14 protein-coding genes and 1 pseudogene are annotated in these 13980 nt (G+C 61.1%); 7 read left to right on the top strand and 8 right to left on the bottom strand.

The features are described 5' to 3' along the window. Nucleotides 1-133: 133 nt before the first annotated feature. The 5 genes from ssb to Q0239_RS16305 all read left to right on the top strand — a co-directional run bounded on the left by ssb (nt 134) and on the right by Q0239_RS16305 (nt 4004). Nucleotides 134-643, top strand: a complete 510-nt coding sequence (gene ssb / locus Q0239_RS16325; RefSeq protein ID WP_298604832.1) for a single-stranded DNA-binding protein — start codon at nt 134-136, stop codon at nt 641-643. A gap of 28 nt (nt 644-671) precedes the next feature. Beyond that, the gene (locus Q0239_RS16320; protein WP_298604830.1) at nt 672-845 is read left to right on the top strand and encodes a hypothetical protein; all 174 of its coding nucleotides are present in this window, start codon (nt 672-674) and stop codon (nt 843-845) included. A gap of 39 nt (nt 846-884) precedes the next feature. Further along, entirely contained in the window at nt 885-1352 is a 468-nt protein-coding gene (locus tag Q0239_RS16315; protein WP_298604829.1) for a VTT domain-containing protein, read from the top strand. Continuing rightward, complete coding sequence (locus Q0239_RS16310) at nt 1342-2814, top strand: FAD-dependent oxidoreductase (protein ID WP_298604828.1); 1473 nt, start codon at nt 1342-1344, stop codon at nt 2812-2814. The genes Q0239_RS16315 and Q0239_RS16310 overlap by 11 nt, the downstream gene beginning before the upstream one ends. Nucleotides 2815-2936: 122 nt before the next feature. Continuing rightward, nucleotides 2937-4004 (top strand): transglutaminase-like cysteine peptidase, encoded by a 1068-nt coding sequence (locus tag Q0239_RS16305; protein ID WP_298604827.1) that lies wholly within the window; start codon nt 2937-2939, stop codon nt 4002-4004. A gap of 7 nt (nt 4005-4011) precedes the next feature. Here Q0239_RS16305 and Q0239_RS16300 read toward each other — a convergent pair whose 3' ends face one another. The 3 genes from Q0239_RS16300 to Q0239_RS16290 are packed head-to-tail and all read right to left on the bottom strand — an operon-like array spanning nt 4012 to nt 7045. After that, nucleotides 4012-5295 carry an HlyD family type I secretion periplasmic adaptor subunit gene (locus Q0239_RS16300; protein WP_298604825.1) on the bottom strand — a complete coding sequence of 428 codons (1284 nt, stop codon included), beginning with the start codon at nt 5293-5295 and terminating at the stop codon, nt 4012-4014. Further along, a complete protein-coding gene (locus tag Q0239_RS16295) occupies nt 5292-6386 on the bottom strand; it encodes a cell wall hydrolase (RefSeq protein WP_298604823.1) in 1095 nt (364 codons plus the stop codon). The genes Q0239_RS16300 and Q0239_RS16295 overlap by 4 nt, the downstream gene beginning before the upstream one ends. Before the next feature lie 2 nt (nt 6387-6388). Next, nucleotides 6389-7045: an ATP-binding cassette domain-containing protein gene (locus Q0239_RS16290; protein WP_298604821.1), complete on the bottom strand. Its 657-nt coding sequence runs from the start codon at nt 7043-7045 to the stop codon at nt 6389-6391. On the opposite strand from Q0239_RS16290, the gene Q0239_RS16285 reads away from it, so the two are divergent. After that, nucleotides 7033-8199, top strand: a complete 1167-nt coding sequence (locus Q0239_RS16285; RefSeq protein ID WP_298604819.1) for a site-specific integrase — start codon at nt 7033-7035, stop codon at nt 8197-8199. The genes Q0239_RS16290 and Q0239_RS16285 overlap by 13 nt on opposite strands. On the opposite strand, the gene Q0239_RS16280 is transcribed toward Q0239_RS16285, so the two are convergent. Together Q0239_RS16280 and Q0239_RS16275 are read right to left on the bottom strand one after the other, a co-directional pair. Beyond that, nucleotides 8174-8311, bottom strand: coding sequence for a hypothetical protein (locus Q0239_RS16280; protein ID WP_298604834.1), 138 nt, complete (start codon nt 8309-8311; stop codon nt 8174-8176). The genes Q0239_RS16285 and Q0239_RS16280 overlap by 26 nt on opposite strands. 38 nt (nt 8312-8349) lie before the next feature. Continuing rightward, the gene (locus Q0239_RS16275; protein ID WP_298604818.1) at nt 8350-8556 is read right to left on the bottom strand and encodes an AlpA family transcriptional regulator; all 207 of its coding nucleotides are present in this window, start codon (nt 8554-8556) and stop codon (nt 8350-8352) included. 898 nt (nt 8557-9454) lie between these two features. Here Q0239_RS16275 and Q0239_RS16270 point away from each other — a divergent pair. Then, entirely contained in the window at nt 9455-9643 is a 189-nt protein-coding gene (locus Q0239_RS16270) for a hypothetical protein (RefSeq protein WP_298604816.1), read from the top strand. Nucleotides 9644-9653: 10 nt separating this feature from the next. Here the strand turns inward: Q0239_RS16270 and Q0239_RS16265 are convergent, their stop codons facing one another. From Q0239_RS16265 to Q0239_RS16255, 3 genes and pseudogenes are all read right to left on the bottom strand, one after another. Beyond that, on the bottom strand, nt 9654-10574 hold the full coding sequence (locus Q0239_RS16265) for a cation diffusion facilitator family transporter (protein ID WP_298604814.1): 921 nt from the start codon (nt 10572-10574) through the stop codon (nt 9654-9656). 13 nt (nt 10575-10587) lie between these two features. After that, the gene (locus Q0239_RS16260) at nt 10588-13830 is read right to left on the bottom strand and encodes a CusA/CzcA family heavy metal efflux RND transporter (RefSeq protein WP_298604812.1); all 3243 of its coding nucleotides are present in this window, start codon (nt 13828-13830) and stop codon (nt 10588-10590) included. Between the two features lies 1 nt (nt 13831). Next, nucleotides 13832-13980, bottom strand: a pseudogene (locus Q0239_RS16255) (efflux RND transporter periplasmic adaptor subunit); the annotation flags it as partial.

The following is a 13980-nucleotide window of genomic DNA, read 5'->3' as shown; positions in this document are numbered from 1 at the left end:
GAAATGGCCCATCTTCATGGTCACCTATCTCTTCGCCCTCGCATATGCTGCCGCCGGGATTACTTATTGGACAGCCCGTGCCTTCGGCTTATAGCAGTCGACAGAATCCCAATTTAGACAGGCGAGGAACAATATGGCGGGCAGCGTCAACAAGGTTATTTTGGTCGGCAATCTGGGCGCGGATCCCGAGGTGAAATCATTCCAGAATGGCGGTCGCATCGCGAACCTGCGCATCGCGACGTCGGAAGACTGGAAAGATCGCCAGACCGGCGAAAAGAAAGAGCGTACCGAATGGCACCAGGTGGTGCTTCAGTCGGACGGGCTTGTTGGGGTTGCCGAACGCTATCTGCGTAAGGGCGCGAAAGTTTACATTGAGGGCCAGTTGCGCACCCGCAAATGGCAGGACCAGTCCGGAAACGACCGTTACACCACCGAAATCAGTGTAGGCGGCTTTGATGGCAAGCTTGTCATGCTCGATGGCGCGCGCGGCGGTCAAGGCGGTGGCAATGATGGTTGGGGCAGCGGTGGCGGTGCGCCGTCCAGCGGTGGTGGCGGCCAGTCTGGTGGCGGCTGGCAAGGCGGCTCATCTGGCTTTGGCGGCGGGGATTTCTCTGACGACCTTGACGATGATGTACCGTTTTGATTGGCATGCCCATTAGGGTTCTGGCAGCATGAACAAGCGCATCGCCCTGCTGGCTCTGCTCGCGGTGGCGATTGCCGCCTATTTCTGGTTCGACCTTGGCCAGTATCTCAGCCTCGATGCCTTCAAGGCGCAGCAGGCGCAGATCTTAGAGGCCAAGGACGCCAACCCGCTGCTCTATATTGGCGGGTTCTTCCTGATCTAGGTCGTCGTCACAGCCCTCTCCTTGCCGGGCGCGGCGATCATGTCGCTGGTTGCGGGCGCGTTGTTCGGTGTGGTCACTGGCACAATCATCGTGTCCTTTGCCGCATCGATTGGGGCGACGCTTGCTTTCCTGTCGGCTCGTTTCCTGCTGCGTGATTGGGTGCAATCTAAATTTAGCGAACGCCTGAAAGCGATTGATGATGGCATTGCTCGGGACGGGGCAATGTATCTCTTCACAATCCGGCTGATCCCGCTCTTTCCCTTCTTTGTGGTCAATCTGCTAATGGGGCTGACACGGATCAAAACCCGCACCTTTTACTGGGTCAGCCAGATCGGCATGCTGCCCGCAACGGCCGTTTTTGTGAATGCGGGCACGCAGATCAGCAAAGTCGATTCGACCGCCGGTTTGCTTTCACCGACGCTCATTGGCTCGTTCGTGCTGCTTGGTATCTTCCCGTGGATTGCGCGCGGATTGGTCGCTGCGGTAAAAAAGGTCAATGCCCGTTAGCTGGCCCAAACCGCGCAAGTTCGACCGCAACCTGATCGTGATCGGGGCGGGGGCTGCGGGGCTGGTTTCTTCCTATATCGCGGCAATGGCCAAGGCCAAGGTGACCTTGGTCGAAGCACACGAGATGGGCGGCGACTGCCTGAATACCGGTTGCGTACCTTCAAAGGCGCTGCTCAAAAGCGCGCGCGTGGCACATAGCGCACGCGATGCAGTGCGTTATGGGATTGAAACTGGCGAGATAACAGTCGACTTTCCGCGCGTGATGCAACGCATTCGCGACGTTATCACCGCAATCGAGCCGCATGACAGCATCGAACGCTATACCGGCCTCGGTGTTGAATGCGTTACGGGCTATGCGCGTTTTGTCGATCCATGGACGGTCGATATTGCCAAAGCCGATGGCAGCAGCCAGCGGCTGACGGCTAAGGCGTTCGTCATCGCTACGGGGGCCGCGCCGGTCGTGCCGCCTATTCCCGGCGTTCAGGAAAGCGGTTATCTTACCAGCGAAACGCTATGGGACGAAATGGCTACGCGCAAAACCGCGCCAAGGCGTCTGGCCATTTTGGGCGGTGGCCCGATTGGTTGTGAATTGGCGCAGGCGTTCCAGCGGCTCGGCAGTCAGGTGACGTTGGTCGAAATGGCCGACCGGCTGATGCTGAAAGAAGATGCCGATGCTGCTGCCCTTGTGACGGAGACGCTGAAGCAAGAGGGCGTTGACGTTCGTCTCCGGCACAAGGCGGTGCGCTTTGATAGCGGGAAACAGTTGGTGGTCGAAGCCGAGGGCAAGCAATCGGCGATTGCCTATGACGAAGTCATCATTGCGGTCGGGCGCAAGGCGCGTGTGAGCGGTTTTGGGCTGGAGGAACTGGGCTTGGTGGTCGACGGGCGATTGGCTGTCGATGCAAAACTGGCGACCGCGATGCCGCATATATTTGTCGCTGGCGACGTTGCGGGGAACCAGCAACTCACCCATGGCGCAAGTCACGAGGCATGGTACGCGACCGTCAACGCGCTGGCACGACCGTTCAAAAGCTTCAAGGCGGATTACCGCGTGCTCCCCCGCGTCACCTACACCGATCCTGAAGTGGCGAGCGTTGGTCTGACCGAAGCGGAGGCGATAGCAAAGGGCATCGCCTTTGATGTCACCCGCTATGATATCGACGATCTCGATCGCGCCATTGCGGATGGCGAGGCGCAAGGTTTCGTCAAAATCCTGACTGTTCCCGGCAAGGAAAGGATTTTGGGGGCGACCATCGTTGCCAGCCATGCCGGTGAGATGATTGCAGAACTGGTCTTTGCGATGCGGCACAATCTGCCGCTCGGCAAGCTTATGGCCGCCATTCATAGTTACCCGACATGGAGTGAGGCGAACAAATTTGCTGCCGGACAATATCGCCTGGCAAGGAAACCAGAGCGCCTGCAACGATTGGCACAGCGCTGGTTCGACTGGCAGCGTAGCTGAGTTCCGCCGCTAAACAATCTTCGCTAACAGCCGTTAACCCTCTTTTGTCGCAATTTGTCGACCATGTTTATCAACCATAGCGTTCAACGCTAAATTCTCCTTTCCCTGCAATTTAGGGCAGCATGAAAATCCATGCTCCCAGCGGAACGAAGCGCAGCGCGCGTCTTGCCCTTGCCACGGCTGTGCTGACGGCTAGCCTTTGCCCGGCTACGGCTTGGGCACTGATAGTCCCCCCTCCGGCAACCGAGCACAGCTGTCCGGTTGGCTATGATACGGCTATCGCGGCTCCGGCTTTAGCGCCGACAAAGTCAGAGGCGATTTTGGGCGGTGCGCGTAGCAAGCTTGATGAGCTTCGTGCGCAGCAAGCTGCGGCTGCAGCACCCGCACCCGTTCAGCAGGTCGCGATGTTGGCACCGGCCGCAGGGCCGACAACAATTCCCGCAACACCTTGTACTGCGATGGCGTTCACGCGCTTGCCCACATTCGCGGCCGAACCCGATCTGGATCCGCGTGCACGTGCCACACAGTGGGTGTCGCGTCTGGCCGCAGTTTCGATCATGCGTCGCCCGCAGATGCAGCCCGGATTGATGCTGCCCAAGGTTGATGTCAGCAAACCCAATGTGTTTGGTAGCGTTGCTCTTTCGGTCGGGCGCACCCCGCTCGACAGCAAGTGGCAGCGCGCGCAGGCGTCGGGGTTGTCGGGCCGTGCCGGACCATGGCGAAGTGTAGTTGGCGAAGCCCGCGGACTTGATCAGGGCGCAAAGATTGAACTGGTCAATAGCTGGGTCAACCGACGCGTCAACTTCATCGACGATTCGGTCCGCTTCAAGGTTGCTGATCGCTGGGCTACCGCGACCGAAACGCTGCGCGCAGGGCAGGGCGATTGCGAAGATTATGCCATCGCCAAGATGAAACTGCTTGAAGCAGCTGGTGTGGCCCGGGGCGACATGTTCCTGGTTATCGCCAAAGATCTCGTCCGCCGCGCAGACCATGCGTTGCTGGTCGTGCGGAACGGCGACCGCCTGATGGTGCTCGACAACAACACCGACCGCATTGTCGATGCAGCCACTATCCGCGACTACCGTCCGGTAATGAGCTATTCGGCGGGCAAAGCATGGCTGCACGGCTATGCGGCTCAACCAGAAGTCGTTCAGCCAGCCCCGATCCGTATCGCTGCGCTCAGCAGCTAAGCCGGACTCACCGTTCGCGTAGCGCTTCCGAGCGTGCCTTGATCAGCGGCTTCAGCAGGTAGCTGAGAATGCTCTTGCGACCGGTGATGATTTCGACATCACAGATCATGCCGGGGCTGATGGGCAGGCGCTTACCTGCCGACAGCAAATAGGACTTGTCGGTTTCGACGACCACCGTGAAATAGGCTTCTTTCGTAACCTCGTCATAAATGCTGTCGGCGGAGACCTGGACCACGCGACCCGACAGGCCCCCATAGATCGAAAAATCATAAGCGGTCACTTTGACATTCGCCCGGTCACCGACCTTGATGAAGGCGATGTCACTCGGAGTGACCCGGGCTTCGACCAGCAGTTTGTCGCCCACCGGCACGACCTGCATGATCTTTTCACCGGCCTGCACGAAACCGCCAATGGTGGTTACCTGTACATCGTTGACCACGCCATCAACAGGAGAACGGATTTCGGCCCGGTTGACGCGGCCTTCAGCGCCTTTCAGCGACTGTTCGTTCACCGCAATCTTGGTGGCGATCTGGCTACGCTCGTCCAGTGCTTCCTGTTTGAACTGGAAACCGGCTTCGGAAGCCTGCGCCTGCGCTTCGGCGATAGCCGCCTGTGCGCGCGACGCGGCTTGCTGGGCAGCAGCAAGGCGACCCTGAATATCGGTCACCTCACGCTGCGCTGACAGCAACTCAGTCTGCGGTACTATCGATTTCGCGGCGAGCGGCGCCAGCATGTTTACCTGGTTTTGGGCAAGCTGAAGGCTCTGGCGCAGGCTGGCGACGGTAGCTTGTGCTTCGCCATAGTCGCGGCGGCGCTGCTCGACGGCGGCACCCATGGCGGAGATGCGGCTACGCAAGGCGGAGGCGCGCACGGATGCCAATGCTGCTTCTTGACGGCATTCTTCAGGAATGCTCCCATCGGGATTGGGCGGGCGGCCCCCGCCTGTACCGCCTTCGCGCGACAGACGCGCTGCACGGGCAGCAAGCGAACGGTTCTCTGCAGCAATCTGGCCTAATTGCGACGAAGATTCGGTATCGTCGAGGCGTACCAGCAACTGGCCCTTGCGCACACGCTGACCTGAACGGACCAGGATATCCTTGATTGTGGCTGGCTCGGCTGCCTGCACCAATTGCATCTTGCTCGACGGGATCACCCGCCCCTGACCACGGGTCACCTCGTCAATCTGCGCAAAACTCGCCCAGATCAGGAAAAGCAGGAAACCTGCGGTCGCGGCAACGATGATCTGGCGTGAGCCGCTCTGGCCCCTGTACCAATCGAGTAAAGCTCTCATTGACCACCCATAGCAGTTTTCACTGCATCCGCGCCACCGGACGACTGGCGTTGGGTAACAGCGGACGATGCGCCGCGGGTTTCGCGCGGATCAGGAATGCTTAGTGTCCAGCCCTTGCTAATATCCAGGCGGCCACCGACATCATTTTCGGCGGCGCGCATCGGCACCAGTTCGGGCGCAAGCTTCGATCGCGCGAGGGCTTCGGTTTGCTGGTCAACGGTTAGCTGTTCGGTCATGAGGCCTTCTTCACCAAGGGCCGCAAGATTGTTCAGTGCAGGGATACCCTCAACGCCCGAATAGCTTGCCGTAAAGGCGCCGGGCATGCCCCATTTGCCGGGCCAGCGATAGAAGATGTGCGCACCCAGCTGCGAAATCTTGGTCAGCTTGGGGGCCCAGTAGGGCGAGACATAATTGGCATGATAATGCGTCGCCTGCCCGACCGAGCGCTCAACATAGCCGGTCAGCGCTTCACGCGCGACCGCTTCCGCTGCGGCCCAGGCTGCCGCCGAAGGTTTGCGGTTGAGCGAGCCGTCACAGGTGAAGCTGAACTGGCAAACGCGCTGGTTCGACCCCTGATAGACAACGCCGCACACCGAATTGGGGAAGGCTGGGTGACGCACACGGTTGAGCACAACTTGGGCTACGGCGCGGCGGCCCTGAAGCGGTTCATAGGCGGCTTCGTAATACACCGCCTGTGTCATGCATTGCAGAGCTGTTAGCCCAGCGCCCGAAAAATAGTTGCGGATCGCAAACGGCTTGGCCGCGAGGATTGGGGCGTCAGAAAAAGGCAAAGCTTCATTCTTCGCCAGCGCATCCTCACCAATCAGCTCCGGCTTTTCAAGTGCAGCTTCGGTGATCGAAAGCAGAGCCCGCCGCTCGTTTTCGCTCATCTGCGGCACAGATGCTGCTTGTGCAGGTTCGCCTAGCCCCAAAATCGATGGCAGCCGTGAAAGATCAGTATCGCGAAGCGTCACCGCAAGCAGGGCGAGCGCGGTCAATATTCCGAAGAATATCAGGACAGGCCGGTTGGACCTTTTGGCGCTTTCAGGCGCTGCATGGTCTTTGGTCGCGTCTAACAGGGATGCGTGCATGGTCATTCTCCCGCCAAGCCAGCCTTGGCAAGTATCTGATCCCGCGGCCCGTCTGCGATAATGCGACCCTTGTCGATCACGATAAGACGATCGACAATCGCGAGCATGGCGTTGCGGTGGGTGGAAACAATGAGCGTCTGCTCTGGCTTCATGGCCTTGTTGAGACGATCAATGAAAAGGCGTTCGGTTTGTGTATCCATCGCGCCGGTAGGTTCATCGAGGAACAGCAATTTGCAGGGCTCTACGAGCGCACGCGCCAGAACCATGAAGCTGCGCTGTCCGCCGGAAAGGCGCGATCCGCGCTCGCCAATATGCAGGTCGAAACCGGCAGCATCGCGGCCGATGAAGCCATCGGCACCGGAGGCTGTAACTGCCGCGAGCAAGCGTTCTTCGTCAAGGTTGCGTGCGCCTAGTAGCAGGTTTTCGCGCACGGTGCCGCTAAACAATTCGGCATCCTGCCCAACAAAACGCAGGGCGGCGCGGACTTCGTGTGGGTGATGCTGGCGGCTATCGAGGCCGTCTATGCGATAGCTGCCTTCGGTCGGTTCATAGAGCCCGCAGATGAGACGACCGAGCGTCGATTTGCCTGAATTCCCATCAAAGTGTGGGAACGAATGTGGGAACGCATTAGGCAGGAATCGAACCGATGGCGCTGACAATATTGAAAGTGAAGAACGCGAAGCCGGGTCGCCATTGCGATGGCCGGGGGCTTTGCTTGGTGGTCAAGGATAGCGGGGCGCGGACTTGGGTGCTGCGGATGCAGCAATCTGGCAAGCGACGCGACTATGGCTTGGGTTCGGCAACCGAGGTTTCGCTTGCCGATGCGCGCAATGCGGCTGCGGCCTTGCGGCGGCAGGTGCGTGAGGGTTGCGATCCTGTTGCCGAACGGCGGATGGCGCGCAAAGTCATCCCGAGCTTCGAGGCGGTGGCGCGCGAATGCTACGACTCTTTGAAAGCAGGTTGGAAGAACCGGCGGCAGACCAGTTGGATTTCCAGCTTCGAGAACCATGTCTTCCCGATCATTGGGGCGCGCGCCGTGAATGCCGTGGACAGCGTTGCGGTCGTTGAGGTGCTTACGCCCATCTGGCTTGAAGTTCCTGACACTGCGCGGCGCATCCTACAGCGCATCGGCGCTGTGCTGGACTTCGCACATATCAAGGGGTGGCTGCCGGATGAGGTTTCGTTGCGTTCCGTGCGCAAAGGGCTTCCCCGACAGCTTGAGAAGGCGGGGCATCTTGCCGCCATGCCTTATTCGGAGGTTCCGGCGCTCGTGGCGAAGCTGGCAGCCGCAGCGCCGACCACGGGCCGCGATGCACTGCGCTTCACCATCTACAACGCCGTCCGCTCGAACGAGACGCGTTTTGCGGTCTGGACGGAGTTCGATTTGGATAAAGGCGTCTGGACCATCCCCGGCGAGCGCATGAAGGCGCGCGAGACCCATATCGTGCCGCTGTCAGCGCCCGCAGTCGCCTTGCTGCGAGGGCGCTGGCATGCGCGCACGAGCGACACCGGATTGGTATTCAGCAACAATGGCGAAACACCGATCAGCGATATGACGATGACCAAGCTATTGCGCGACGACGGCATCGCGGGCGTTACCGTCCACGGCTTCCGCTCCGCCTTCACCGATTGGGCGGCGGAGATGACCGACTTTCCCAAGGAGGTCGCCGATAAGGCGCTGGCGCATAAGCTGCCCAACAAAGTTGAAGCAGCCTACCGACGGACGGACTTTTTCGAGAAACGGCGCAAGTTGATGGCGCTATGGGCGCTGTATCTGGACGACACCGCTATTCCGCTACCCGCTGCCGCTTGATGAGCTCGCGCAAGCTGGCGGTGGTGACGCGCGTCGATTTTCCGAGCTTCACTGTCTCGACCTCGTTGGCCGCAATCAACTCATAGAGCTTGGTGCGGCCAACGCCGATCATGCGGGCGGCGTCGTTGATCCTGACGCAGATCGGCTCGCTCACAGCCTTGCACTTTCGTTGCGATAGCCGACCGGATCGTCGATCCAGCAATTGATGGCCGATTCCCGCCAGCCCGCGCCGTGGATGCTGATCCGCACCTGACACGGGAAAGTGCCTTCCTTGATCTTGCGATACATCGTCGAGCGGGAGAGGCCGGTTCGGGCCAGAACGGTCTTGAGGCGGATAATCTTTTCGGAGTTTGACATGGGACGCTCTTTCATTCGGTGACAGTCATTGGCTCCCCATGAGATGAAGATTGGCCGAAGCAATTGACCGCGCAAGGGCGTTTCCGACGAATGCAAGCGCAGGCGCGCAAAGAGTTGCATCGCGCAATGACGGCTTGCGGACGGCTAGAGACGGCAGCGGCGGGCATTGGAGGGACAAGGTTGGGCAAGGCGCGGCGGAAAGAATTTCGACTGTCGGAAGCGGATTCCCAAGGCTGATCGCATCCGCCGATGCTTTCGACGCAAATTTGCGCCGGGTGTGGCCGGATTTAACGTCTGAGTCGGCGGTTTCTGCGATGCGACCGCCACATGCCGATTCGCTTGTAATTCGCGCGCGACCTCTAGCTCCGTGACAGATCAAAGTAGCGACACCTGTTGCGCTGCCCTTTGGGCGACCCGCTCTATCCGCTGGCGCGGACCGGGCCGGTAGTCCCGGCCCACTCGGGTTGCGATCGGGAGCAGGGATAGTGAGCGGGAAGGTTCAAGGACGCGCTCTGTCCCGCGCCTTTGGCGCTCCTGAGGGCGCGGCATTTTTGCGCTGACCCGCTGGCACTCTTGCCTCTCTCCTTGCCGGATGGGCGCTGGCGCACAGGCCCGCGCGCACACCATCCGGCGGCGTCGCGCCGCCCACAAGGGTGCCGTTCCTGCGCCGCGTTGCGGCTGGGGGGAGGCTAACCGCCTCCGTTTTCCCGATTTGAGGGAATGCCAAGGGCTTTGCCCTCTCGTTCCCAAACCGGAATAGACGCCCCCGTGTGGCGGTCGCTGCGCGCCCGCTGCCCCGCCAGGGCGTCGATTCCCGTTTTCCCTCCCCCTCCCGTCCTCGCCGGAAGGCAGAGCCGGATGTCGCTGGCAAGCGGCTTTCAGCTGGAAGGAAGGGACAATGACCGATTTGCTTTTGATGTATCGGGCTTGCTGGGCGGAGTGCCGGGACGACTATCTGCGTCAGGTCGCGCATGAGAATGGCTTGCCCATCGAGTGCGTCCGCACGATTGCCGCACACCTTGGCGAACGTGAGGATTTTGGGGCGCTAGTTCTGATTTGCGAGACGCATCGGAGCCGGTCGTACTGACTGCCATCAATCAGGCGTGCAAACTCTCCGCATCGCCGCACGGCTCGCTTTCGGTCTGGATCGTCGCATGGTGGATAGCGAAGCGGGCTTCGAGCATTTCGGTTAGTGCCTTGCGGACGGCCTCGGCGTCGCGACCTTCGGCCACCGCGACATGCGCGGTCAGGCTGGCATCGTCGCCCGCGACCGACCATAGATGGAGGTCGTGAACGCCGGTTACGCCCGCCACTTCGCCCATCGCGCCGCGGATCGCCTTCAAGTCGAAGCCGCGCGGCACGCCTTGGAGCAAAATATGGGTGGTATCGCTCAAAAGCTTCCATGTGCGCGGCAGCACCCACAGGCCAATGGCGATGGCGACCACCGGGTCGATCCAGTCGAGTTTGGTGAAATAGATCGCGATGGCAGCCGCAATCACGCCCAGCGAGCCGAGCATGTCGGCCCAAACTTCGAGATAGGCCCCTTTGACGTTGAGGCTGTCTTCCTTGCCGCCAGCAAGGATGCGCATCGAGATCAGATTCACGATCAAGCCGACGCTGGCGACGATCAGCATCCCCACCGACTCAACCGGCCTCGGTTCGAAGAACCTGCCAATGCCCTCGATCAGCACATAACCCGCGACCACGAACAGCAGGATGGCGTTGAACGCAGCGGCAAGGATTTCAAAGCGGCGGTAGCCAAAGGTGCGCTGGTCGTCGGGCGGGCGCTGGCCGATTTTGACTGCTGCCAACGCAATCGCGAGCGCGGCGCTGTCGGTGAACATGTGCGCGGCGTCGGACAGCAGCGCGAGGCTGCCGAACACGAACGCGCCGACCAGTTCCGCGACGAGAAACGTCGTGGTCAGCCCAAGCGCGATGGCAAGCCGCTTTGTGCTGGCCCCCGCGCCGTGGTTATGCCCGGCGTGACCACCGCCACCATGATCGTGTTCTGCGCCCATCGTTCAATCCTTCCTATGCCGGTAGTTCACCGCCGAACTTGTCAACGTCATCATATTCGCCTGTCTCGTGGTGCTTGTGCTGGCCCTTGAGCAGCAATTGGCTGATCGCGGGCAGCACGAAGAGGGTCAGGATCGTCGAGGTAATCAGCCCGCCGATGACGACGATGGCGAGCGGCTTTTGCACTTCCGCGCCTTGCCCGGTGGCGAGCGCCATCGGGACGAAGCCGATGGCCGGGACGATGCCGGTCATCAGCACGGCGCGGAAGCGTTCGAGCGACCCTTCGACAATGGACTGCGCGACCGATAGCCCGGCCTCGATCCGCTGGTTGATCGCGGTCATTACGACGAGGCCGTTCAATACGCCGACGCCCGCCAGCACGATGAAGCCGACCGCTGCCGATACCGAGAAGGGCAGTCCCCACAGCGCGAGCGCGAATACGCCTCCCGCGAGGCCCAAGGGGATTGCCGAATAAACCGCAATCGCCGGACGGAACCCGCGCAAGGCAACGAACAAGATGCCGAAAATCGCCGCGAAGACGATAGGGATGACCAGCGACAGCCGCCGCGATGCAGCTTGCAGATTCTCGAACTGCCCGCCCCATTCGATTGCGCTTCCTGGCGGCAGTTGCACTTGGGCTGCGACCTTGCTTTGCGCTTCGGCGATGAAGCTTCCCAGATCGTTGCCGCGCACATTGGCCTGGACAACGACGCGGCGCTGGCCGTTGTCGCGGCTGACCTGATTGAGCCCTTCGGAAAAGCCGAAGCTCGCGACCGCACCCAACGGTATCGACGTGCCTTCCTGCGGCAGCATGACCGGTAGCGCACCCACCGCGTCCAGATCGTCGCGGCCCGCATTGGGCAGGCGCACGACGATATCGAACCGCCGGTCGCCCTCGAAGACGATCCCGGCCTCGCGCCCGCCCAATGCAGCCGCCACGGTATCGGTCACATCTTCGAGCGTCAGGCCGTAGCGGGCGATGGCATCGCGGTCGAACTTCACGTCGAGCTGCGGAAAGCCCTCGGTCTGTTCGACCTTGACGTCGGCAGCGCCCGGCACCGTGTTGAGGACGGCGGCGACCTTTGCGCCTGTCGCGCTCATGGCGTCGAGATCGTCGCCATAGAGTTTGATAGCGATGTCGCCGCGCACCCCGGCGATCAGCTCGTTGAATCGTAGCTCGATAGGCTGGCTGATTTCAAAGGCGCTGCCGACCATCGGCTTCAACTTGGCTTCGAGCCGTTCGATCACCTCATCCTTGGTATCGACCCCAGCAGGCCATTCGTCCTTAGGCTTCAATATGACGAACGAGTCCGAGATGTTGGCGGGCATCGGATCGGTGCCGACCTCCGCCGTCCCGGTCTTCGAGAACATATAAGCGACTTCAGGGAGCGACGTCGCCGCCTTCTCGATTTGCCGCTGGAGCGTCAGCGACTGGTTGAGCGAAGTCGAAGGGATGCGGATGCCTTGCAGCGCGATGTCGCCTTCGTCGAGCTGCGGGATGAACTCGCGGCCCAGCATCAGGAAGACGAGGCCCGCCAGCACGAATGCGCCAACGCCCGCGCCGATCCACGGCCAGGGCCGCGCGACCGCCTTGTCGAGCAGCGGCACATAGCGTTGCTTGGCGTAGGCGACGGCCTTCACTTCCTTCTCAGCCACCTCGCCGCGAATGAGCAGCGCGACCATCGCGGGAACAAAGGTCAGAGACAGGACGAAAGCCCCCGCCAGCGCGAGCATGACGGTGATCGCCATCGGTGAGAACATCTTACCCTCTACGCCGGTGAAGGTGAGCAAGGGCGCGAAGACAAGGAAGATGATCGCCTGGCCATAAATGGTCGGGCGCACCATTTCGCGCGAGGCTTCGAAGACCTCGTGCAGCCGCTCGGTCAGGCTGAGCAAACGGCCTTCATGATGCTGGCGTTCGGCCAATCTTCGTAGGCAATTCTCGATGATGATGATCGAGCCATCGACGATCAGCCCGAAATCGAGCGCGCCAAGGCTCATCAGATTGCCCGACGTGCCGGTGGCGTTCATGCCCATCGCCATCATCAGGAAAGATAGCGGGATGACCAGCGTGGCAATGATCGCGGCGCGGATATTGCCGAGCAGCCAGAACAGCACCGCGATGACCAGCAACGCGCCTTCGAGTAGGTTCTTTTCGACCGTCCAGATCGTCGCGTTGACCAGCTTCGAGCGGTCGAGGACGGTCTTGACCTTGATCCCCGGCGGCATCGACTTGGCGACTTCGCCCAAGCGCGCGGCAACCGCATCGGCAACGATCCGGCTGTTGCCGCCTGCGATCATCAAGGCGGTGCCGACGACCACCTCATTGCCGTTTTCCGAAGCCGCGCCGGTGCGCAGATCGCCGCCGATACGGACATTCGCCACATCGCGCACCGCCACCGCCACGCCGCCGCGCGTGGCGACGGTGGCGCGCCCGATTTCATCGAGCGTGCGGATGCGGCCATCGGCCTTGACCAGAAACGCCTCGCCGCCGCGTTCGACGAAATTCGCGCCGACCGAGATATTGGCCTTTTCCAGCGCCTCGGCGAGTTCCGAGAAGGAGATATGGTAGGTTGCGAGCTTCGCCGGATCGGGTTCGACCACGAACTGTTTTTCATAGCCGCCGATGCTGTCGATTCCAGCTACGCCCGCGACGGTTTTGAGCTGTGGCCGGATCACCCAATCCTGCACCGTGCGCAGGTATGCGAGCTTCGAGACCTCGTCAGTGAGCATCTTGCCGTCGGTGGAGAGATAGCTGCCATCGGGCTGGAAGCCAGGTTTGCCCGCGATCTTCGGATTGGCCTTGGTTCCCGCAGGCTCATACTCGACGACATACATCAGCACTTCGCCAAGCCCTGTGGTCACCGGCCCCATTTGCGGCTCGATGCCGTCGGGCAGGCTTTCCTTGGCCTGGGTCAAGCGTTCGGCAACCTGCTGGCGCGCGAAATAAAGGTCGGTGCTTTCCTCGAACACGACCGTGACCTGGCTGAAACCGTTGCGCGAGATCGAGCGCGAGCTCTCAAGGCCGGGGATGCCCGCCATCGCGGTTTCGACCGGAAAGGTAACTAGCCGCTCCATATCGAGCGGCCCCAAAGCGGGCGCGACGGTGTTGATCTGTACCTGCTTGTTGGTGATGTCGGGAACGGCGTCGATCGGCAACTTCAAAAGCTGCGCTGCACCGAAGGCCGCGACGATGAGCGTGGCGATGACCACACCCCAGCGGAAGCGGATCGCCGCATCGAGAAGTTTTTCGATCATCTCAATGCTCCGCCTCGCCCTTGCCGAGTTCGGCTTTGAGCAGGAACGCGCCCTTGGTCGCGATCACGGCGCCGGGCTTCAGCCCGTCGACAATCTCAACGCGTCCGGCGCTGCGCTGGCCGACCGCGACGTTGGTCGCTTGAAAGCCCT

Source organism: uncultured Sphingorhabdus sp. (assembly GCF_937872355.1).
In the GTDB taxonomy this organism is placed as follows: Bacteria; Pseudomonadota; Alphaproteobacteria; order Sphingomonadales; family Sphingomonadaceae; genus Sphingorhabdus_B.
Note: the sequence above shows the minus strand (reverse complement) of the source record. Positions and strands in the feature narration are given on the sequence as shown.

Coding starts and splice junctions, on each gene's coding strand:
- Q0239_RS16275 (WP_298604818.1), bottom strand. CDS start 8,556: ATGTCAAACTCCGAAAAGATTATCCGCCTCAAGACCGTTCTGGCCCGA.
- Q0239_RS16285 (WP_298604819.1), top strand. CDS start 7,033: ATGGCGCTGACAATATTGAAAGTGAAGAACGCGAAGCCGGGTCGCCAT.
- Q0239_RS16295 (WP_298604823.1), bottom strand. CDS start 6,386: ATGCACGCATCCCTGTTAGACGCGACCAAAGACCATGCAGCGCCTGAA.
- Q0239_RS16270 (WP_298604816.1), top strand. CDS start 9,455: ATGACCGATTTGCTTTTGATGTATCGGGCTTGCTGGGCGGAGTGCCGG.
- Q0239_RS16310 (WP_298604828.1), top strand. CDS start 1,342: ATGCCCGTTAGCTGGCCCAAACCGCGCAAGTTCGACCGCAACCTGATC.
- Q0239_RS16260 (WP_298604812.1), bottom strand. CDS start 13,830: ATGATCGAAAAACTTCTCGATGCGGCGATCCGCTTCCGCTGGGGTGTG.
- Q0239_RS16320 (WP_298604830.1), top strand. CDS start 672: ATGAACAAGCGCATCGCCCTGCTGGCTCTGCTCGCGGTGGCGATTGCC.
- Q0239_RS16305 (WP_298604827.1), top strand. CDS start 2,937: ATGAAAATCCATGCTCCCAGCGGAACGAAGCGCAGCGCGCGTCTTGCC.
- Q0239_RS16300 (WP_298604825.1), bottom strand. CDS start 5,295: ATGAGAGCTTTACTCGATTGGTACAGGGGCCAGAGCGGCTCACGCCAG.
- Q0239_RS16265 (WP_298604814.1), bottom strand. CDS start 10,574: ATGGGCGCAGAACACGATCATGGTGGCGGTGGTCACGCCGGGCATAAC.
- Q0239_RS16315 (WP_298604829.1), top strand. CDS start 885: ATGTCGCTGGTTGCGGGCGCGTTGTTCGGTGTGGTCACTGGCACAATC.
- ssb (WP_298604832.1), top strand. CDS start 134: ATGGCGGGCAGCGTCAACAAGGTTATTTTGGTCGGCAATCTGGGCGCG.
- Q0239_RS16280 (WP_298604834.1), bottom strand. CDS start 8,311: ATGATCGGCGTTGGCCGCACCAAGCTCTATGAGTTGATTGCGGCCAAC.